The sequence below is a fragment of the Streptomyces sp. NPDC001668 genome (genome assembly GCF_042893155.1).
In the GTDB taxonomy this organism is placed as follows: Bacteria; Actinomycetota; Actinomycetes; order Streptomycetales; family Streptomycetaceae; genus Streptomyces.
Map to the genome: position 1 here is coordinate 378,711 of NZ_JBIAUQ010000006.1, position 20,470 is coordinate 399,180.

The 20,470-nt window shown below is 69.8% G+C and carries 15 protein-coding genes; 9 read left to right on the plus strand and 6 right to left on the minus strand.

Annotated features, from left to right (window positions below; all coding sequences use genetic code 11):
• Nucleotides 1-556: 556 nt before the first annotated feature.
• The 3 genes from ACFYZ8_RS21350 (at nt 557) to ACFYZ8_RS21360 (ending at nt 5,341) form a co-directional block, all read left to right on the plus strand.
• Nucleotides 557-3,118 (plus strand): beta-ketoacyl synthase N-terminal-like domain-containing protein, encoded by a 2,562-nt coding sequence (locus ACFYZ8_RS21350; protein ID WP_359034145.1) that lies wholly within the window; start codon nt 557-559, stop codon nt 3,116-3,118.
• Nucleotides 3,111-3,893 carry a thioesterase domain-containing protein gene (locus ACFYZ8_RS21355; RefSeq protein WP_359034143.1) on the plus strand — a complete coding sequence of 261 codons (783 nt, stop codon included), beginning with the start codon at nt 3,111-3,113 and terminating at the stop codon, nt 3,891-3,893. Before ACFYZ8_RS21350 ends, ACFYZ8_RS21355 begins: the two co-directional genes overlap by 8 nt.
• A gap of 212 nt (nt 3,894-4,105) precedes the next feature.
• Nucleotides 4,106-5,341: a condensation domain-containing protein gene (locus ACFYZ8_RS21360; RefSeq protein WP_359034141.1), complete on the plus strand. Its 1,236-nt coding sequence runs from the start codon at nt 4,106-4,108 to the stop codon at nt 5,339-5,341.
• Nucleotides 5,342-5,569: 228 nt separating this feature from the next.
• On the opposite strand, the gene ACFYZ8_RS21365 is transcribed toward ACFYZ8_RS21360, so the two are convergent.
• The gene (locus tag ACFYZ8_RS21365; protein WP_389050072.1) at nt 5,570-6,901 is read right to left on the minus strand and encodes a condensation domain-containing protein; all 1,332 of its coding nucleotides are present in this window, start codon (nt 6,899-6,901) and stop codon (nt 5,570-5,572) included.
• Nucleotides 6,902-7,222: 321 nt separating this feature from the next.
• Between ACFYZ8_RS21365 and ACFYZ8_RS21370 the strand changes: the two genes are divergently transcribed.
• The 3 genes from ACFYZ8_RS21370 (at nt 7,223) to ACFYZ8_RS21380 (ending at nt 11,532) form a co-directional block, all read left to right on the plus strand.
• A complete protein-coding gene (locus ACFYZ8_RS21370; protein ID WP_388537628.1) occupies nt 7,223-8,950 on the plus strand; it encodes a non-ribosomal peptide synthetase in 1,728 nt (575 codons plus the stop codon).
• Nucleotides 8,951-9,067: 117 nt separating this feature from the next.
• Entirely contained in the window at nt 9,068-10,264 is a 1,197-nt protein-coding gene (locus ACFYZ8_RS21375; RefSeq protein ID WP_359034135.1) for an MFS transporter, read from the plus strand.
• 272 nt (nt 10,265-10,536) lie between these two features.
• Nucleotides 10,537-11,532 (plus strand): aldo/keto reductase, encoded by a 996-nt coding sequence (locus ACFYZ8_RS21380; protein ID WP_359034133.1) that lies wholly within the window; start codon nt 10,537-10,539, stop codon nt 11,530-11,532.
• 145 nt (nt 11,533-11,677) lie between these two features.
• On the opposite strand, the gene ACFYZ8_RS21385 is transcribed toward ACFYZ8_RS21380, so the two are convergent.
• Together ACFYZ8_RS21385 and ACFYZ8_RS21390 are read right to left on the minus strand one after the other, a co-directional pair.
• Nucleotides 11,678-11,923 carry a phosphopantetheine-binding protein gene (locus tag ACFYZ8_RS21385; RefSeq protein ID WP_359034131.1) on the minus strand — a complete coding sequence of 82 codons (246 nt, stop codon included), beginning with the start codon at nt 11,921-11,923 and terminating at the stop codon, nt 11,678-11,680.
• Nucleotides 11,924-11,930: 7 nt separating this feature from the next.
• Complete coding sequence (locus ACFYZ8_RS21390; protein WP_388537631.1) at nt 11,931-13,946, minus strand: amino acid adenylation domain-containing protein; 2,016 nt, start codon at nt 13,944-13,946, stop codon at nt 11,931-11,933.
• A gap of 301 nt (nt 13,947-14,247) precedes the next feature.
• Between ACFYZ8_RS21390 and ACFYZ8_RS21395 the strand changes: the two genes are divergently transcribed.
• On the plus strand, nt 14,248-14,751 hold the full coding sequence (locus ACFYZ8_RS21395; protein ID WP_388537633.1) for a hypothetical protein: 504 nt from the start codon (nt 14,248-14,250) through the stop codon (nt 14,749-14,751).
• A 1-nt stretch (nt 14,752) separates the two neighbouring features.
• Here the strand turns inward: ACFYZ8_RS21395 and ACFYZ8_RS21400 are convergent, their stop codons facing one another.
• Nucleotides 14,753-15,676, minus strand: coding sequence for a LysR family transcriptional regulator (locus tag ACFYZ8_RS21400; protein ID WP_388537635.1), 924 nt, complete (start codon nt 15,674-15,676; stop codon nt 14,753-14,755).
• Nucleotides 15,677-15,784: 108 nt separating this feature from the next.
• Here ACFYZ8_RS21400 and ACFYZ8_RS21405 point away from each other — a divergent pair, with 108 nt between their 5' ends.
• Nucleotides 15,785-16,741: a DMT family transporter gene (locus ACFYZ8_RS21405; RefSeq protein WP_359034123.1), complete on the plus strand. Its 957-nt coding sequence runs from the start codon at nt 15,785-15,787 to the stop codon at nt 16,739-16,741.
• A 117-nt stretch (nt 16,742-16,858) separates the two neighbouring features.
• Entirely contained in the window at nt 16,859-17,089 is a 231-nt protein-coding gene (locus tag ACFYZ8_RS21410) for a hypothetical protein (protein ID WP_359034320.1), read from the plus strand.
• A gap of 5 nt (nt 17,090-17,094) precedes the next feature.
• On the opposite strand, the gene mgtA is transcribed toward ACFYZ8_RS21410, so the two are convergent.
• Together mgtA and ACFYZ8_RS21420 are read right to left on the minus strand one after the other, a co-directional pair.
• On the minus strand, nt 17,095-19,785 hold the full coding sequence (gene mgtA, locus ACFYZ8_RS21415; RefSeq protein WP_388537637.1) for a magnesium-translocating P-type ATPase: 2,691 nt from the start codon (nt 19,783-19,785) through the stop codon (nt 17,095-17,097).
• Between the two features lie 157 nt (nt 19,786-19,942).
• The gene (locus ACFYZ8_RS21420) at nt 19,943-20,308 is read right to left on the minus strand and encodes an ArsR/SmtB family transcription factor (RefSeq protein ID WP_388537638.1); all 366 of its coding nucleotides are present in this window, start codon (nt 20,306-20,308) and stop codon (nt 19,943-19,945) included.
• Nucleotides 20,309-20,470 lie beyond the last annotated feature (162 nt).

Here is a 20,470-nt window from a genome sequence, read left to right on the forward strand (position 1 = left end):
GGTGGGCGGTGTTGTCACGGGTGCACGGTGCCCGAGAGGGGAGCCGGGCATGAGCGTTGATTGATTCGATCGTGAACTTCCTTGCCTCGTAGCCTAGTTGGCGACAGCACGGACCCGGCAACGGTCAGCCTGCGCGGGCATCCCTGTGCCCTCGGTGAGCCGGAGCCGGCGGTGCTGGTCCGGGCGGTTTGTCCGACACCGGCGACGAGAAAACACTTATGCCCTTATGGATCGAACTCCGCACCAAAAACAGACAAAGACCGACTGCCGGTCCTGCCCGTCCCTCCGTGGCCCCAGCGCCGCCCCGACCGACCGTGGAGGCATGCCTGAGCTAGGGTTTGACCGGGCATCAGACGTCTGACGGGTGGCGCCCGCACCAGCGAAGGTGATCTTGTAACCGTGGAGTCGGCGTCGTTATAGTCGCTGGCGTTGTGGATCACCACGCTTGCTGATCGAGAAAGTTGACGGGGAACATGAGACTGAGCGGTTTGATAGCTGCTTCATGCCGGGCGATATTCGCTGACCATGAAAACGGACGACGCCAGGATGTGATCCGGTGAGCGCCCGTCAGCCCGCAGCGACCGAAACTGAGCGAATTCTCGCCGAGATCTGGCGCGACGTCCTCGAGATAGACGACGTCGGAGTGACCGACAACTTCTTCGAAGTTGGCGGATATTCGATGCTCATGCAGATGGTGCGCGCGCAGATCGAGGAGCGTCTCGGTATCCGGCCGACTCTGCCGCAGCTTTTCATCTACTCCACGATCCGGTCGTGCGCTGCCTTCCTCGACGGATCGACACCGGCGCAGGAACCGGTCGCGAACGCCCCGGAGAAGCCCGAGAAGGCCGAGGCGGCGACCTCTGCCGGCCCAGCGGCCGACTGGCGTGACACGGACATCGCCGTTATCGGACTGGCCTGTCGTTTTGCGGACGCGGAGGGGCCCGACCAGTTCTGGGACAACCTCGTGTCCGGCGTGGACAGCATCAGCCGTTTCCCCAAGAAGAGCTTCGTCACTCCCGGCGGCAGCACGAAGGAATACGTCCCAGCGGGCGGACTGCTGAAGACACCGGAGTGGTTCGACGCGAGTTACTTCGGGTACACCCCGCGTGAGGCCCTCCTCATCGACCCCCAGCATCGGATCCTGCTGGAGTGCTCGCTGGAGGCGATCGAGGGCGCGGGTTACGACCCGGACCGATTCCCCGGACTGATCGGCATCTACGCCGGGTCCAGCCTGTCCACCTACACGGAGACGATGCGGGCCAGGCAGCAGGAAGACGCCACGATCACCAACTGGGACATCCTGACCGGCACCACCAGCGACTACCTGGCCAGTCGCGTCGCCTACAAGCTGGGTCTGCGGGGACCGACGACCAATGTGCAGGCGGCCTGCGCCACCTCGCTGTACGCCGTGCACTTCGCCGCCCGGGCACTGCTGTCCGGGGAGTGCGATCTGGCACTGGCCGGCGGTACCTCGGTACGGTTGCCCGCTGCGCTGGACAACTACCGGGTGGGCGGAATCACCTCACCCAGCGGTACGTGCAGCCCGTTCGACGCGGCTGCCGACGGGGTGATCGGTGGCCAGGGGTGCGGCATGGTCGTGCTCAAGCGGCTGTCCGAGGCCATCGCCGACGGCGACCACATCCATGCTGTCCTGCGTGGTTCCGCAGTCAACAACGACGGCAGGGACCGTGCCGGGTTCACCGCTCCTGGAGTGCGCGGGCAGGTTGAGGTGATCCAGGCTGCCCAGCGCGCCGCGGGTGTGACGCCTTCCTCCATCACCTACGTCGAGGCCCACGGCACCGGCACCCGAGTAGGGGACCCGATCGAGATCGCCGGGCTGAACCACGCCTTCGCCGACGGGGAGCCGCGTGAGCAGCCGTGCCTGCTCGGCTCGGTCAAGGCCAACATCGGACACACCGATGCCGCCGCCGGCATCGCCGGGTTCATCAAGACGGTGCTCGCCGTGGAACACGGGATCATTCCCCCGAGCCTGAACTACAGCGAACCGAACCCGGACATCGACTTCGCGGCGGGCCCGTTCACCGTCGTGACCGAACCCACGCCGTGGGAGCCCGTCGGGCTGCCGCGCCGGGCGGGAGTCACCGCGCGCGGCCTGGGCGGCGGCAACGCGCACGTCGTGCTGGAGCAGCCGCCGGCGCCGCGGGCCCGGGAACACAGCACGCAGGACCAGGTGCTGGTGCTGTCCGCTCACACTCCGGCCGCCCTTGACGAACTGACGGCACGTGTCGCCGGCCATCTGAAGGATCACCCCGAGTCCGACCTGCGGGACGTGGCGTGGACGCTGCAGGTCGGCCGACGGCTGCACGGCCACCGCCGCTACGCGGTGGTGCGAGACACGCAGGACGCGCTGCGGGTGCTCGGCGGGAACGAGCCCGGTCGGCTGATCTCCGGTGACCACGCCCGGGACGGACGGGCTGTGGCCCTGCTGGTGTCCGAGACGGCCTCCTGGCAAGCGGTACAGCGTTGGACGGCGCTCGGCCTGAAGCCGGATCTCACCCTGACCCCGGACAGCAGCGACGCCCAGCTCCAGGGCGCGCTGGACACTCCGGGCCGGGTGTTCCTGGAGATCGGCGACTCGCGGCTTCTCGCACGGCTGCGGGAGCAGCCGCAGTGGACGCCGGACCACCTCGCCATCACGGTCACCGACCCGCTGGCAGCACTGGGTGAGCTCTTCCTCGCCGGGCTGCCGATCGACTGGGCGCAAGCCCACGCGGAGCAGCCGCGAAGGGTGGCCCTGCCCAGCTACCCGTTCCAGCGGCAGTTCTACCTGCTGGAGGCCGGGCCCACCGCACAGCCGTCGGCGCCCACCACACCCTCCGCGGACACCGCACCCACCGCCGACGCCGACGTGGACACCGAACAGACGGTGTCCAGGCTGTTCGGTCAGATGCTCGGCCTGCCCCACGTCGACCCGGACGAGAGCTTCTTCGACCTCGGCGGGGACTCGCTGGTCGCGCACGAGCTGCTGGGCCAGCTCGAGCAACTGCTGCCGGTAGAAATGGAAATCCGCGCGATGTACCTCGCGCCGTCGGTGCGTGAACTCACCGCACTGATCGAAGAGCAGATGCGCAACGTCCCGGCGGCGCCTCGTGGCTGACATACGTGTGATCACGCGCCCGGCACCGCACGCCTCCGTCGCCACCCTGTACTGCTTCCCGCACGCAGGCGGGGCGGGCGGGGAGTACGCGCGGTGGGTGGCACACACCCTCGGCTTGCGCCTGGCGGCCATCCAGCCACCTGGCAGGGCCCACGACCTCAAGCAACCGGCGCTGACCTCGATGCCGGAACTGGTCGGCGAGATCCTCGCGCAGGTGGAGTTCACCCCGCCGTTCGCCCTGTTCGGGCACAGCCTGGGCGCGCTGGTCGCGTTCGAGGTGGCCCGGGCCCTGCAACCGAAGCCACTGCGGCTCTTCGTCTCCTCGTGTCCGGCCCCGCCACAGCTCACCAAGTCCCAGTCGCTGCACCTGCTCGACGACGCCGAGCTGCATGCCCAGATTGAACGGAACTGGGGCCCGCTGCCTGCGGCGACCACGTCCGACAAGGAACTGCTCACCGCCGCGCTGGCCTGCTACCGCGCCGATCTCCAGGTACTGGAAACCTACGAGTACGTGCCGGGCCCCCGGCTGCGCAGTCCCATCACCGCTATCGTCGGTGACGCGGAGCCGAACGGCGAGGCGTGGACGGCGGGATGGCGCGACCAGACCGACGGAGGCTTCGCGTCGTCCGTGCGGCCAGGAGGTCACTTCCACACGCGGCAGGACACCGAGGGCCTGGTCGGACTGCTCACCGACACGGTCCGGTCCGATCTGATCCGAGCCGTCCGGTCCGAGCCGTCCGATCCGGCGCGAGCCGAGCGAGTCATGAACCGATGAGAGGCCCAGCAGAGGCCGTGAGCCGCTGCAACCGCCCTTGAAACGGCGGTCGTTCCCGCAACGACCGCCCCGGCCACCGGCATTCACCGCGATCCAGCTCGGGCAGGCACGTCGACCTGCCCGAGCTGGATCGCTTTCGGCAGGACGCCGGCGGCACCTCTTCGGGGCGGACAACAAGCCAGCGTGGAAACAGAACACAGTGGAGGCATGCTGTGCACCGCAGCATCACCAGGACCTACCTCAAGCACTACGCGAACGTCCACAACGGAGTCGACGAGCTGATGCCGCTGACCGGCGCGCAGCGGAGGTTCCACCACTCCAGGTCCACCGACCCACACGGCCGGGCGCAGATCCTGCCGGTCTTCCTGGAATTCCCGCCCGGCTTGCTGTCGGCCCACCGCCTGGAGCAGGCAGCGCGATCGGTCCTGCTGAGGCATCCGGCCCTGCGTGGGGCCGCGGACACCGCCGGAGGGGTGCCGGTACTGCGGATAGACCCCCTTCCCGACTCCCCGATCGTGCGGGAGATCACAGCCCCGGACACCGAGCGCGCTCTGTGGGCCGCCCTGGACCACTGGCCCACCGGGCTGGGCTCGTTCCGGGTGCTCCTGGCCAGGGACGAGCGGCGGGATCTGTTGGCCATCGGCTTCGACCACCTGATCTGCGACGGTGAGTCCACCGGGCTGGTGCTGGACGAGCTGATGTCCGCCTACCGCAGCCCGGCACACGAGCCGGACTCCGGGTCCGCCACCGCACTGCGCCGCTATCGCGAAGCAGTGGAGCAACAGCTGGGCAGGGAGCACGAGGCCAGCGGGCCGGAGGCGCTGGAGCACTGGACAGCGCGGGTACGCGACGCGGGGCCCGGCCTGTGGGGCACGGGCATGTACGAACCCGGCCCCAGCGCCTCGGTCTGGCAGCACGTCACGTTGTCGGGACCGGCCGCGCTCCGGCCGTTCCCGGCGGTGCTGGCCGGCTGCCACGAGGCGCTCGCCCGGACGGCGGGAGCCGCACCGGTCGCCTATACCTGGGGCGGCCAGGACGGGGCGGGCGTGGTCGGGTGCTTCATCAACACGGTGCTGGCCCACCCGCAGCACGACGGCATCCGCGAGAGTTGGCTGGAGGACCTCGAATTCATCGACACCCCGTTCGACGAAGTCGTCCGGGCGGCCAGGGCGTGCCAGGCGCTGTGGACCGGCCACCTCGATCTCGTGCTGACCCTCATCGACCGCACACGCCGCCCGGCGCCGGTCCTGGAGGGCGAGCCCGGCCGGTTCCTCTATGTGTCGGGCCACAGGGCCCACGAGCCAGTGGTCGTTTCGGCACTCCACGACGGTGAGGAGTTGTCGCTGCGCATCGACCGCGATCCCGCGATCGTGCCCGGTGCCGCCGCGACCGCGCTCGCCGACGCACTGCGCGAATCCCTTGCGGACAGCGGCCAGAACGCGCGCTGAAGAGTTCGGCCAGGGGCCTTCGGAGAGGCGGGGGCACCGGCCTGACGACGATCTCCACCGGCGAGGGCTCCGGCCCCCTCTGGAACACGCCCTCGCGTCCCGCGAGGTGGGCAACGAACCGAGCAGCGCAGCGCCTCTCACACAGCCCGGGAACCTCAGTCCGCGACTACGCGCACCGCCGGGTCTCCTCGGCCTCCCGCGCGATGACCCCCGTCATGGTCCGTCGTCTCACCGACGTCGGCCCGTTCCGGGGGACATGACCGGCTCGTTCAGGGCCTGCGGGAAGCGGGTCAGCACGTCGGCGAACTCGGCAGCCAGTTCCTGGGCGTGAGAGGCGCTGAGCTGGTCTCCGCGATAGGCCATCAGCGCGATCAGCCGGCCGTCTCGTTGCGCCATCGTCACCGTCAGGCCGAACTTGGCGTAGTTGCTGCGCAGCGAGTCGTCCAGAACCGGCGTCAGCCGCGTGCCGTCCAGATCGGCGGCGTGGTCGTCCAGCAGGTTCATGTTCAACGTGACGTTGGTGTAGGGGGTGCGTCCGAAGCGCCGGGGCGGCTTCAGCCGGGCGACCACGTCGTCGAACTCGACGCTCTGGTGCTCCAGCGCGTCCAGCGCCTGGTCGCGCATCTGCATCAACGCGTCCAGCAGCGTGCTGTCCGAGGTCACCCGGGAGCGCAGCACCACGGTGTTCAGGCACGGACCGAGCAGTTCGGCGAAAGGGGGCTCGTCCCGGTTCGCCGTCGGGGAACCGAAGGTGACGTCATCCAGGCCGGCCCACCGGTGCAGGGTCACCGCCAGGGCGGTGGCGGCCACCATGAACCAGCTGACGCGGCGCTCGGACTGCACTTTCTGAAGCGAGCCCAGCAGCCCTGCGGGCAGCGAGACCTGGAACGCCCCGTTCGGCTCCGGTCGCTCCGGTACGGGCAGTGGTGTGTCCGGAGACGCTCCCCGCAGCGTGGACTCCCAGTACAGCAGGTCGGTGTTCCAGGCGTCGGTATCACGCTGACGCTGCTGGAAGGCGGCGAACTCCCGGTACTGGACGACCGGTCGCGGCCTGTCCGGCGTGGTGTAGTGGCGGTCGAGTTCCGCGAGCAGGAGGGGAACCGACTCGCCGTCGATGACCAGGTGATGCAGGCACAGCAGCAGCACCTGCCGATCATCGCCCAGCTCGCCGAGGGCGGCGCGCAGCAGTTGTCCGGATTCGAGGTCGAACGGCCGGCGGACGCAGGCGTCCAGCCAGTCCAACATGCCGTCGGGAGCCTCGCGCAGGTCGAGTACCTCCAGCTCCGGCAGCCACGGTTCGCGCAGCCGCACCGACAGCCCGTCGTCGTCTTCGATGAAGCGGGTGCGGAGTATCTCGTGCGCGGCCACCAGCCGGCCCAGCGCGGCGCGCAGCCGACCGGGGTCCAGGCCGCCCGCCACCTCCCAGGCGAGCGGCACGTGGTTGCGCACGTCAGGATCGATCAACTCGGCCAGCCAGATGCGGCGTTGGAAAGCGGACATCGCCAGGGGCGCATCTGCGGCGGCGGCATCGGGCGGCGACATCCTCGACACGGAGTCCATGAGCGCGCCTTCTCCTCATTTCGCGGCGTGAGATGCCTGCGCAGACACCCTGTCCGCAGGCCGGTCCGCAAGGGCACGCGGCCCCGGACAGACGTTCTCGACGGCGGTGCAACCCTGCGCGATCAGGGGATCCCCCCGAACCTGTGATCATGTTACAACCCGGCTGCGAGCAGGGCGTTGTCGTGTGCGACACGAAGGCCGCCAACGACCGGCCGGCCAGGAGCTTTTGATGATCGTTTATTGACTAGGTCTCTTCCGCTGTGATCCGATCGAGCGTCTTTGACTGATCGACTTTGAGTGATCCACCCGCGGGGGATGAGCATGTCGGACGAGGGTTTGTTGCACGCCCAGGTTCTCGGTGGAGCGCAGGCGGCTACGGCCTGGCTCGACAGTGACGGCACGTCGCTGACCTACCAGGAGCTGGAGGAGCGGTCGGGGCGGCTGGCGAGACGGCTGGCCGCAGCGGGCGCGGGTCCTGGTGAGCGGGTCGCGCTGTTCCTGGAGCGCGGGGCCGACATGGCTGTCGCGATGCTGGGTGCGCTGCGGGCCGGCGCGGCGTTCGTGCCGCTGAGTCTTGCGGAACCCGCTCCTCGGCTGGCACGGATACTGACGGACTGCGCGCCGGCCGCGGTGCTGGTGCACGACGCGACCGCGGCCCGGTTCCGGCACGACGGTGTCCGCGCACTCGGCGTGGACGCGAACGGGGACGTGGACGGGGAGCACGGACCGGCCGTGGCCGGTTCGCCGGAGGATCCCGCTTATGTCATCTACACCTCGGGCTCGTCCGGCGCGCCCAAGGGCGTGGTCGTCGAACACCGCAACCTGACGCCGCATCTGGACTGGCTCGCCGAGCGGCTGCCGCTCGGGCCGGGTGACCGGCTGTTGCAGGTGGCGCCCTACACGTTCGACGCCTCGCTGACCGACTTCTTCTGGCCGCTCCGGGCGGGTGCCACGGTGGTCTCGGTCGCCGAGGGCGACCATCTGGACCCGCTCGCCATCGCCACCGCGCTGGTCGAGCAGGAGATCACCGCGGTCCGGCTCCCCCCGGCGATTCTGCCGTTGCTGCTCGACGAGCCGCGCTTGAGGGAAGCCCGCAGCTTGCGGTACCTGATCAGCGGCGGGGACCGGCTGCCGACGTCAACGGCCCGCCGGGTCGCCGAACTGCTGCCGGCGGTACGGGTGTTCAACCGGTACGGGCCGACCGAGGCTGCCGTGGCGGTCACGTACCACGAGTTCGACGCCGGCACGGACACCGGGCCGGATGTGCCGATCGGCCTGGGTGTCACCGGGGCCGAGCTGCATGTTTCGCCGGACGGGGAGCTGCTGATCGGTGGCGCGTGCGTGGCGCGCGGCTACCTGGGCGATGCCGCGCTGACGGCGGAACGCTTCGCCTGGCTGCCGGACCTGGGCAGGGTGTTCCGCTCCGGAGACCGCGTCCTGAAGAATGCCGCGGGCGTGTTCGAGTTCCTGGGCCGGGATGACGAGCAGGTTCAGATCAACGGGCACCGGGTGGAGATCGGCGAGGTGCAGTCGGCTCTGCGCACGCATCCGCACGTCGTGGACTGCGTGGTCCTGCCGCAGGAGCAGGCCCTGGCCGGGTATGTGGTGGCCGAGGCCGGCCTGCGGTCGGGCGATGAGATCCACGAGCATCTGCGCGCCAGGCTGCCTGGCCACATGGTGCCCAACGTCATCACGTTCGTGGACCGGTTGCCGATGACCGAGCGCGGCAAGGTGGATCTCGCGGCCCTGCGTGCCCTGCACGCATCGCCCGCCGCGGACCCGGTGCCTGCCGCTGACCCGGTGCCTGCCTCGGACCCGGTGCGGGAGGTGGTCGTACGGGTGTGGTCCGAGCTTCTGGGCGGTATCGAACTGCGGGAAGACGACGACTTCTTCGAGCGCGGTGGGCATTCGCTGCTCGCAGTGCAGGCGGCAGGCCGGATCCGCAAGGCGCTGGGCCACCGCATACCCCCGCGGATCATGTTCGAGAAGACGACCCTGGGCGAGTTCACCGAGGCGGTCACGGAGATCGTCTCCCCGGCCGCCGGGTGATGGTATCCCCGGGGGCTCGGTGGGCTGCCGGTTGTACGTCTGGGATCGGGGTCGAGGCACGGGCGGTGAGCGGGTGCTCCGTTCCCGGTCCGTGCCTGGGCCGGAGGGAGAGTTTCTGTGCCGACTGAGCTGAGTTCCGAGGCCGCCGAGACCACTGACAAGAGGTCCCTGCGGTACGCACTGCTGATCTCGTTGGCCACGGGGATCGGTTATCTGCCGTTCGCCCTGACGATTCCGATCCTGCCCGGTCACGTGACGGACCGGCTGCACGGCGGTCCGGCGGACGTCGGTGCGGTCGTCAGCAGTTACGCGGTGACGTCGCTGCTGTCGCGGCCGGTGTCGGGCGCTTTGATGAACCGTCTCGGCACCCGGGCTCTTTCCATCGGCGGCGCGGTGCTGACGGCGCTGGCCACGGTGTGCTACCCGCTGGCCGGGTCGATCGGCCAACTGGTGGTCCTGCGCCTGGTGGTGGGTGTCGGCATGGGAGTGATGCAGGCCGCGACCGGGGTCTGGCCGGTGCAGCTGGTCGCCAAGGACCGGCAGAACTGGGCGTTGGGGCTGGGCGGTACGGTCAACTACCTGGCCCTGGGGCTGGGCGCTCCGCTGGGCACTCTGCTCGCCGGCTGGACCGGCACGGCAGAGACGTTCGTGATCGCCGGGCTGGTCACCCTGATCGTCATCCCGATCGCCGTGTACGTGCCCGAAGTACGTATCCCCCCGAAGACGGAGAAGGCTGACGTCGATCGGCGCCAGGCGCTCCTGGGCACCGTGCTGCCGAGCGTCGCACTGGTCTTCACCGCGTTCGGCTTCGCGGCGGTCGCCAGCTTCGCGGTCGCGAAGTTCGACGCCCTGGGTGTCGCCGGCGGAGCGGCCGTGGTCACCGCGTACTCCCTGACCGTGGTGGTGTTGCGCATAGCGGGTACGTGGATCCGCTGGGAGGTCACGCGGCCGGTGGAACTGGTGGCCCTGTTCGTGGTCGAGGCGGTGGGAATCGCGCTCGTCGGGCTGTCGCACGGGCTGGCCATGGGTGTGGTCGGCGGTGTACTCACCGGCGTGGGCATGTGGCAGATCTACCCGGCGCTGGGGGTGTTCGTGGTGCGCTCGGTCAGCGAGCGCGGGCGCGCCATGGCGCTGTCGGTCTTCGGCGCCTGCTTCACGGTGGGGGTCGCCATCGGCAGCGGTTCCCTCGGCCTGATCGCCCAGGCCGCCGGGTACCGGGCGATGTTCCTCGTCTGCGCGGCCTGCATCCTTCTGGGTCTGCTGGTGGCGGTGACCGCGTCCCGCGTGCGAGGACCGGTGGCAGCCCAGGGCTAGGCATCGCCGCCGGCACCGGGTTGTTTTTGTGCGTGATTTCATGGCATCGGTCGATCACCTGCCTTCCTCCCGTTCAATCATGCGGGTGCGTAAAACTATGCCAAGAGGGCATCAAAGCCCACTCGGCTGCGTTTAGGCAGTGTTCTGCGGATCAATTTGCCACTGCATTCTGACGCTCGGATCACGTAAGCTGATCATGCTTGCAAAGGCGGAATATCCTGTGCAGGTAGAGCATTTTTGTTTTGATTCTGAACCGATCAAGGGGAAGCATCTTGAAGTACGTCAAGCTGGGCTCGACCGGCATAGACGTGTCGCGGATCTGCCTGGGGGCCCTGAGCTTCGGCACACCGGGCAAGGGGGTCCACAATTGGACTTTGGACCTGGACCAGGCGCGGCCTTTGATGCTGCACGCCCTGGAGTCCGGCGTGAACTTCGTGGACACCGCCAATGTGTACTCCGCGGGGTCCAGCGAGCAGATTGTCGGGCAGATCCTGCGCGAATACGGTCACCGCGATGAGGTCGTGCTGGCGACGAAGGTTCACGGGCGGACGCGGCCGGGACCCAACGGTGTGGGGCTCTCCCGCAAGGCGATCATGACGGAGATCGACAACAGCCTTCGCCGGCTCGGCACCGACTACGTCGACGTCTACCAGATCCACCGGTGGGACCCGGCGACGCCGATCGAGGTCACCATGGAGGCCCTGCACGATGTGGTGAAGGCCGGCAAGGCACTGCACATCGGCGCGTCGTCGATGTGGGCCTGGGAGTTCTCCAAGGCCCAGTACGTCGCCGACGCGAACGGCTGGACCCGCTTCAGCACCATGCAGAACCACTACAACCTGATCTACCGCGAGGAAGAGCGGGAGATGCTGCCCCTCTGCGCCGACCAGGGCATCGGCGTCATCCCGTGGAGCCCGCTGGCGCGGGGGCGGCTCGCCCGCCCGTGGGACGTCGTCAGCGCCCGCAGCGAGACCGACGAGTTCGGCAAGATGCTCTACTGCGACAGCGATCGCGAGATCGTAGAGCGACTGGAGCAGCTGTCCGACAAGCGTGGCGTGCCGATGGCGCAGATGGCGCTGGCGTGGATGCTGTCGAAGCCGACGGTGACCTCACCCATTGTCGGTGCCAGCAAGATGAGTCATCTCCAGGACGCCATCGACGCGTTGGACGTGGTGCTGGAGGACGAAGAGATCAGCTACCTCGAAGAGCTGTACCAGCCGCACAACGTCGCCGGGCACCCGATCACCTCGCTGCCGGGCCAGCACTGAGGCCGACGTCCGGCCTCGTGTCATGACAGATTCCCCGACCTGGTGAGTGCCGTTCCTTCCGGAACAGGGGATGCGGTCGTTCTCCGTGCTTCGCGATATCGCGTGACGAAGCATGAGAGAACGACCGCTGAGCCCTTCTGGCGATTTACGGCTGGGCCGCGGCCAGGTCTGTCACCAGCCCGACGAAATCATCGAGCTCCGCGTGATCGAAAACGTCGCGCAGCCGTACCTTCACACCCAGAGTCTGTTCGACGCGTGCGATCATCCGCGTCGCCAGCAGAGAGTGCCCTCCGAGGAGGAAGAAATCCGCGTCCGGGGTCACCTCGGTACCCAGGATCTCGGTCCAGATCGCGACGACTGCTTCGCGGACGCCCGTGGCGGGGATGGTCATAGGTGATTCAGTCCTTGTTCGATGGAGTGGCGGCGAGGCGAGCACGGTCGACCTTGCCGTTGTGGGTCAGCGGCAACTCGTCGAGCACCGTGTAACGAGTCGGCACCATGTAGTGCGGCAATTGCGCGCGCAGGGCCTTTCGCAGCTCCAGCCCCAACCGCCCGTCCGTGTCCTCGGCAACCACATAGGAAGCCAGCCGCTTTCCGCCGACGGCGTCCTGTTCCACGATCACACACGCCTGGCGGACCCCGTCGCAGGCGAGCAGAGCCGACTCGATCTCCGGCAACTCGATGCGGAACCCGTTGACCTTGACCTGCAAGTCGGTGCGTCCCAGGAATTCCAGGGCACCGTCGGCGAGGAACCTGACGCGATCTCCCGTCCGGTACATCCGTACTCCGCGCAGGGGCCCCTCCTGCGGAGTCACGAAGCGCTCCGCTGTCAGGTCCGGACGCAGCGCGTAACCGCGGGCCAGGCCCTCGCCCGAGACCCACAGTTCGCCGGGGACTCCTGGGGGCACCGGCTGCCCGTACCGGTCCAGCACATGGACGCAGGTCCGGGCGACGGGGCGGCCGATCGGGACACTGGTGCGCAGATCCGTCGGTCCGTCGTGGTTGATGGGGTGAAAGCAGGTGAACGTGGTGTTCTCCGTCGGGCCGTATCCGTTGACCAGTTCCAGGTGCGGCCACATGCGCGCGATCCGATCGACGTGATGAGGCGATACGACGTCACCACCGACGAAGAGCCGGCGCACCTCACGCAGGCAGTCCGCCTCGTACTCGGCGATCTGATGGAAAAGGCCGGAGGTGAGCCAGAGGACGGTGACTCCTCGCTCTTCGATCACCTCAGCGAGTTCAGCAAGCCCCAGCGGTCCCGGCGGGGCCAGCTCCAACCGGGCTCCACGTGCCAGTGCTCCCCAGATCTCCAGGAAACAGGCGTCGAAGGTCAGCGGCGCGTATTGCAGCACGACGTCATCAGCCGCGAAGCCGGTGCACTGTTCGTCCGTGACCAGCCGGGCGACACCGCGATGCGTGATCTCCACCCCCTTGGGAACGCCCGTGGAGCCTGAGGTGAACACGAGTGTGAAGAGCGCGTCTTCGGGAGCTTCGACGTGCCCGGGTTCGGCGTCCCGAGGGGCGGATCCGGGATCGGCCTGGTCGGTGAGCTCTGCCAGCGGCAGCATGGCAGTGCCTGCTGGAGCGGAAACAACCGGTTCGCCGCTGTAGACCACGGCAGCGATCCGGGGATCGTCCAGCATGATGTGCAAACGTGCTGCCGGGTAGGAAGGATCGAGCGGCACAGAGGCCGCCCCCGCCATCGCCACGGCGAGCAACGCGACGATCGCATCGAGGCTTCGCTCGGTCATCAGACCGACCAGCGATCCGGACCTGATTCCTGCGGCGCGAAGGCGCTGTGAGGCGCGGACGGCAGCGGAATGAAGCTCCGCATAGGTGAGTTCTCGCGTGCCGTCGCTCACGGCGCTGGAATCGGGCCTCAACAGGGCCTGATACTCCACCAGTTGATGCACGAGAGGAAGCGATGCGGTGTCGTCCCACTGATCACCCGACAGCGCCAGCAACCGTTTCTCCTCATGGGGAGCGACTGTGCTGATTTCGCTCAGAGGAAGGTGGGGCAGCCGTGCGATCTCCTCGGCAAAGTGTTGGACCGCCCTCGCGACCGAGTTGCCCAGACCATCGACCGCCAGGTATTCAGCCAGTTCGACGACTGCCACGGATCCGTTGCCCGGCACCGCGTCGACCGTGACGGTGACGTCGGGTGCCCTGTCTTCGAGGGGGCGGAGCTCGGCTCGCGTGAGGCTCTCCGCCAGTGAGCAGGCCATGAGGTCGGCGTCGACAAGCAACGGCGCGGGGAAGAGCAGATCCTCCGACCGGTGGCCCTGCACGCTGAGATCGTGTCCCGAGAAGCGGTGGACCAGGGCTGCCAGAGCCACGACCGTTTCCGCTGGCCCGAGGGCACGGCCCCCCGAGGCGCCGGTCGTCGGGCGAAGTTCGATGCGCAGCTGCATCCGCGCGACCTCAATCATCGGAAGGGCGAGAATTGACGATGCGTCGATTCACTTACAAGATCGACGCGAGGTTAGCAAGATCAACATCTTGCCCGCAAGGCCGCTGATCTCGCTCTTGCATGAGGGTTGGTCAGCTTGCTGACGAACCATTTCTGCTCGTTCAGAGCGGGGATTACTGCTTGAAACCCAGGAGCAGGGCGAGTCCCGGATCCTGGCCGCGACGGACAGACTCAGGAAGGCTTCGGCGCCGCCCCGCGCCCTGCCGTAGCGTGGCCTCACGATCACCGTGGGACGGGGGGCCATGGAACCGAGAAGCGCTGCCGCCGCCGGGAGGGACTTCCCGTACACGTTGGACACCACGTGTTACATCGAAGGCCACGAGGACGGCCGGGTCACCCAGGGCGCGGGGCCCGATGCCCATCGACGGGCGGTCGCCGGAGCGTCCCGGCTCTTCGCCGTCTGGCCCGGACAATGGCGAAGCGACCTCTTCGCCATCGACGACCTGGACGAGTTCGCACGGGCCCACGGCATCGTCCACGACGAGGAGCGAACCGGTCTCGCCGACCACGTCCACGACGTCCGTTGGAGCCTGGCGGACCGTGAGGAGAATCCCCGCAGCCAGTACGTGACCATTGATCTACGCCTCGCCTGCGGATGTTCCGTCAAGGACCGCCGCACCTTCGCTGAGCAGATGCGAGAGCAGCACGGTTGGGAGCTGGCGGTCACCGGCGGCTGGGGCTACCACACGAACGCGGACGGCACCACGTACACATTCCGCGCCCGCCGCAAGAGCCTCCGTTCCTGAACTACAGAGCTGTGACAGGCCCTTCGGCTGGTTCCGTGGTGGCGGCCGCCTCGCGCAGTGCCGTCAGCAGGGTTTGGAGGGCCGGCTGGTCCAGGGCTGTTTCGCGGGCTGCCGCTGAGATGGTTCGGATCGGTTCGGGGTTGCGGACCGGTCGTACGGCGACGCCGGGGTGGCGGGTGCGCAGGCCCAGGCTCGGCATGAGGCCGACGCCCAGGCCGGCCGCGACGAAGCCCTGGGCGGTGGCGTAGTCCTCGCTGTGGAGGACGAAGTCGGGGGTGAAGCCCGCCGCCGCGCAGGAGTCGAGGACCGGTTCCAGACAGGGGCCCGGCGGTTCGCTGCCCACCCACTGCTCGGTGGACAGTTCGTGCAGGTCGATGACCTCCCTGTCCGCGAGGGGGTGGCCCAGCGGCAGAACGGCCGCGTAGGGGTCGTCGAGGAGGGGGACGAGGCGGAAGCCGTCCCCGGCCCGGTCCCGCGCTCCGACGAAGACGGCCAGGTCGGCCCGGCCGCGGACCACGTCCTGGAACGGGTCCTCCGGGTCGCCGAGCTGGAGGTCGACCCGTACGCCGGGGTGTTCCGCGCGCAGGCGGGCCAGGGCCGGGGCCACCAGGGTGGAGCCCGCCGTGGCGAAGTAACGGACCGACAGTGTGCCGATGCGTCCGGCGCGGAGGTCGGCGAGGGCGGTCTCCGCCTGGGCGAGGGCCGAGCTGATCAGGGCCGCGTGCTCGGTGAGCAGCAGACCTGCGGGGGTGGGCCGTACCCCGCGTCCGACGCGTTCGAGCAGGGCGGTGCCCGCCTGTTTCTCCAGCGCCGCCACCTGCTGGCTGACGGCGGACGGCGTATAGCCGAGGTGGGCCGCGGCCGCGGTGACCGTGCCGCTGGTGACCACCGCTCGCAACACCTGGAGGCGCCTCACATCAAGCATGTAGCGCAGCTTAATGGATCCGGTTCGATTGTTTGCTTGTTCTCACAGTTCCGGTGGGGCATCGTCGAACCACCAGGACAGGTGGAGGGATGCAGGGTGAACAGCCGGATGCGGAATCTGCGGGGCGGAGTGCGGGTGGGCGTGCTCGCTCTGCTGTGGGGCTCGACCTTCCTCTGGATCGAACTGGCGCTGCGCGGGCTCTCGCCGCTCCAGGTGACGTTCGTCCGCTGTCTCCTCGGCGCGCTCGTCCTCACCGTCGCCTGCTACGCGTCGGGGCGGCGCCTGCCCCGTGGCCGCACCGTCTGGCGTCACATCGTCGTCGCCGCCTTCTTCTGCAACGCGCTGCCCTTCGCCCTGTTCAGCCTGGGCCAGCAGACGGTCGACTCCGGTCTCGCCGGGGCCCTGAACGCCACGACCCCGCTGTGGTCGATCGCCCTCGGTCTGGCCCTCGGCTCGGAACGCGGACTGCGCCCGGTCCGGCTGGCGGGGCTGCTGCTCGGCTTCGCCGGCACGATTCTCGTCCTCGCCCCGTGGCGGTCGGCAGGGGCCACCGGCTGGGGAGCCCTCGCCATCCTCGGCGGGGCCGCCAGCTACGCCGTCGCGTTCACCTACATGGGCCGCACCCTGGTGCGCAGGGGCACCCCCACCGTCTCGCTCTCCGCCGCGCAGCTCGTCGCCGCGAGCGGGCTGACCGCCGTCGCGATGCCCGTCGGCGGCCTGGAGTCGATCGATCCCGGCCCGGCGGTCGTGGTCGCGGCCCTGGTCCTCAGCGTCTTCTGCACCGCGATCACCTTCCACCTCACCTACCGGATCATCAACGACGAGGGCGCCACCAACGCCGCCGTCGTCGGCTATCTGCTGCCCGTGGTCTCCGTCCTCCTCGGCGCGGTCGTCCTGGGCGAGCACCTCAGCGTCCGGGTCGTCCTGGGCATGGCCGTGGTCCTGGTGGGGGTCGGGATGACCCGGCGCGGGGGCGGGGTGGCCGCGACCGAGGACGTGACCGTGAGGCACGTGCCCGCCGACACTCCGCCCACCCGGCGCCCGGAACTGGAGAACGCTGGGTGACGACCTCCGGTGAGCACCGGCCGGGACCAGAAGACCCCGGAAGAGGAGCTCCCGGAAGACGAGACCCCGGGACGATTGCGCAAGCTCTAAACTGTCGCCGTGGACGCAGCGGAGACAGTGGAGACGGCCGACGTGACCGGGTGGGAAGTCGCCGTCCTCGACGGCGGGCCGGCCGACGGGATGCGGGTCAAGGTCGCGGACCGGCCCCGGGTCGTACAGGTGTCGTATCCCTGCCGGGCGGAGGGTGCGCCGTCCGGGGTGCGGGTGGAGGGCGTCTACGTCTACCGCCTGGATCACGGGGTGACGGACGAACCCCTGCGGTACGGCTTCGACATCGCCTGCCCCTGACCCGGTCAGTTGCGGGGTCGCGTACCTGAGCGGTTCCGCTCGTGGCGCTCGTGCCGTGCCCTGGCCGCGAGCAGTCCTACGGCGTACAGGGCCAGGACGGCCGCGAGCAGTCCGTAGTACACGCCGGGCAGGGCGCTCAGACCGAGGGCCGCGCCCGGCGGGGAGGCGGGCAGGAGCAGACCGGTCGCGGCCAGTGCGGCGGCCGACCAGATCACCGGGCCCGGCCGCCGACCACCCCTGCCGAGCGAACCCGGAGAGCCTGGAGGTCCCAGCGACCCCAGCGACAGCAGCACCATCACCACGGCCTGCGTCAGCAGGTTCTCCGTGAACCAGCCCGAGTGGAACAGCGCCTCGTCGTCGCCGGGGCCCCGCAGGGCGAAGGCCAGGACACCGAAGGTCGCCAGGTCCGCCACGGCGTTCAGGGCGCCGAACCCGACGATGAACCGGAGCAGCGCCCGGGGGTCCAGGACGGTCGGCCGGCGCAGTGCGGACGGGGCGGGACGGTCGTAGGCGAAGGCGAGCTGGGCCGCGTCGAAGCACAGGTTCTGGACGAGGACCTGGGCCGGGAGCATCGGCAGGAAGGGCAGGAGGAGGCCCGCGGAGAGCATCGCGATCACGTTGCCGAGGTTGGAGGAGAGCGTGATGCGCAGGTACGTGGCGATGTTGCCGCCCGCGTGACGGCCGGCGGCGACCGCGTGGTCGATCGCGGTGAGGTCCTTGCCGACGAGAACGAGGTCCGCGTTCTCCCTGGTCACTCCGGCCGCGTCGCGTGGGGCGATGCCCACGTCGGCGGTGCGGAGGGCGGCCAGGTCGTTGACGCCGTCGCCGAGGAAGCCCACCGTGTGGCCGCCGGCCTGCAGGGCCCGGGTGATACGGGTCTTGTGCTCGGGGGTGCAGCGGGCGAAGACGGTCGTACGGCGGGCCAGTTCGGTGAGTTCGGGGTCGGTGAGGGTGTCGAGGCGGTCGGCGGTGAGGACGCCGGCCACCGGGATCCCCAGGTCACGGCAGGCCCGGGCCGCGGTGCCCGGGTGGTCGCCGGTGAGGACCTTGACGGTGACGCCCCGTCCGGCGAGCCGGTCGAGGGCCTCGGCGGCGGTGGGGGCGAGCTCGTCCCTCAGGGTGACCAGGCCGCGGAAGGTGAGGCCGCGTTCGTCGGGGCGAGGGCCGGTGGTGCGGGTTCCGGCGGGGCGTTCGGCGGTGGCGACCGCTAGGACCCGCAGTCCGTCCGCGGCCTGCGCCTCGGCCAGCTCGAGCAGCCGGGAGCGCTCGTCGTCGGAGAGCGAGCAGCGTTCGAGTACGGCCTCGGCGGCGCCCTTGGTGATCAGGGTCTGGGTGCCCAGCCGGCCGGGGGTGCGGACGACCACGGTGGCCAGGCGGCGGGCCGGGTCGAAGGGGAGGGCCGTGAGCCCTTCGTACGCCGTGAGGGCGTCCTCGTCGGCGGCGGTGAGCAGGGCCTCGTCCAGGGCGTCCGGGGCCGGGAGGTCGGCGAGCTGGAGCGACCACCAGGCGGCGGCGGCCGCCCAGCGCAGTACGTCGGGGTCGTCGCGGCCCTCGGCGTCAAGTGCGCGGTGGACGACCGGGCGGTCCTGGGTGAGGGTGCCGGTCTTGTCCACGCACAGGACGTCCATGGCGCCGATGTCGTGCAGGGCGGGCAGCCGTCGCACGATGACGCCGTGGGTACGGGCGAGGAGGGCCGCGCCGCGGGCCAGGCAGGTGGTGATGAGGACCGGCAGCATCTCGGGGGTCAGCCCGACCGCCACCGCGACGGCGAAGGGGAGGGTCTCCAGACCGCGGCCGCGCAGGGCGGCGTTGGCCATGAGCACCAGGGGCGGGGTCAGCAGGGCGAAGCGGATCAGGATCCAGGAGACGCCCCGCACGGAACGTTCGAAGGTGGTCGCCGGGGGTTTTCCGGTGCCGCGGTGGGCGGCGGCGAAACGGGTGTCGCCGCCGGTCGCGGTGACCACGGCGGTGGCGCTGCCCGAGGCGACGTTGCTTCCCTGGAAGCAGAGCCGGGGGTCCTGGAGTCCGCCGCCCTCGCCCGGGGCCCCGGCCGTCGACTTCTCCACCGGCGCGGATTCTCCGGTGAGCGCGGCCTGGTGGACGGTGAGTCCGGTCGCCCGCAGCAGGCGTACGTCCGCGGGGATCAGGTCGCCGGGGCCGAGCCGTACGACGTCGCCGGGGACGAGTTCCTCGACCGGGATCTCACGGGTGACCGGGGGCGTGTCCTCGCCGGACCGGCGCTGGACGGTGACGGTGGTCGCGACCAGGCGGCGCAGGGCCGCCGTGGAACGGCCGGCGCGGTGTTCGCCGGATGCCCGCAGGAGGCAGCTCACGACGACCAGCAGGAGGATCACCGAGGCGGTGCCCCAGGCGAGGACGGCGGCCGACACCAGTCCCAGACAGAGCAGCACCGCGGTGAACGGATCACGCAGACTCCGGGCGAACAGGCGCGGCCAGGAGGGGTACCGGGCATCCGGAACCGTGTTCTCCCCACACCGCGCCAACCGCTCCCCCGCCTGCGCCTCGCTCAGCCCGCGCGGGCTGCTGTCCAGCCGACGGAGGACTTCGAGGAGGCTCGCGGCGGGTTCGGGGAGGCTCGCGGCGGGCGTGTCCGGGCGGGGGCCGGAAGGAGTGCGGGGGCCGGAAGGAGTGCGGGGGCCGAAAGGGGCACCGGGGTCGACCTCGGCTCGGCCCACGTCCGCGTCCGCGTTCGCGTTCGCACCAGCCGCGGAAGGCAGAGCGCGCAGGAGCCCACCCCCGGCACCCGGCACCGAACCCACCCCACCCGAAACCGCACCCCCACCCCCCGCCCCGTCCGACACCCCGGGCGGCGCCCCCCGCGCCCCCGCCTCCTCAGACACCGGCCTCGCGCAGTCGGCCCGCGGGGACGGACGAGGTGTCCCGGGCGGTGAGCTGGCCGACCATGACGCGGACGACGGTGACGATGTCGGCGTCGTCGACGTAGTAGATCTGCCGGCGGCCCTCGCGGCGGGAACGGACCAGCCCGGCGAGTTTCAGTTTCGCCAGGTGCTGGCTGACCGCGGGCAGCGCCCCGCCGACCCGGTCGGCGAGGTGGGTGACGTCGCTCTCCCCCTGGGACAGGGCCCACATGATGTGGAGCCGGGCGGAGGAGGCGAGGAGTCCGAACACGGCGGCCGCCTCGGCGAGCACCTCCGCCGACGGGTCCTGGAAACCGCCGACGACCTTCGCCACCGCCATCTCCCGTCCTCCCGCCCGTCCTCCCGGGGCAACCGAACCGATCACGTCGAATCGCTTGAAGATCACTCGAAGATCACTTCGAACCCCCGGACCAAGTGTAGAGGCGGCATCAGCGATGTCCCGCTTCGTCCGGTACCGGTCCCTCCCCTCGTGGGGACCGGT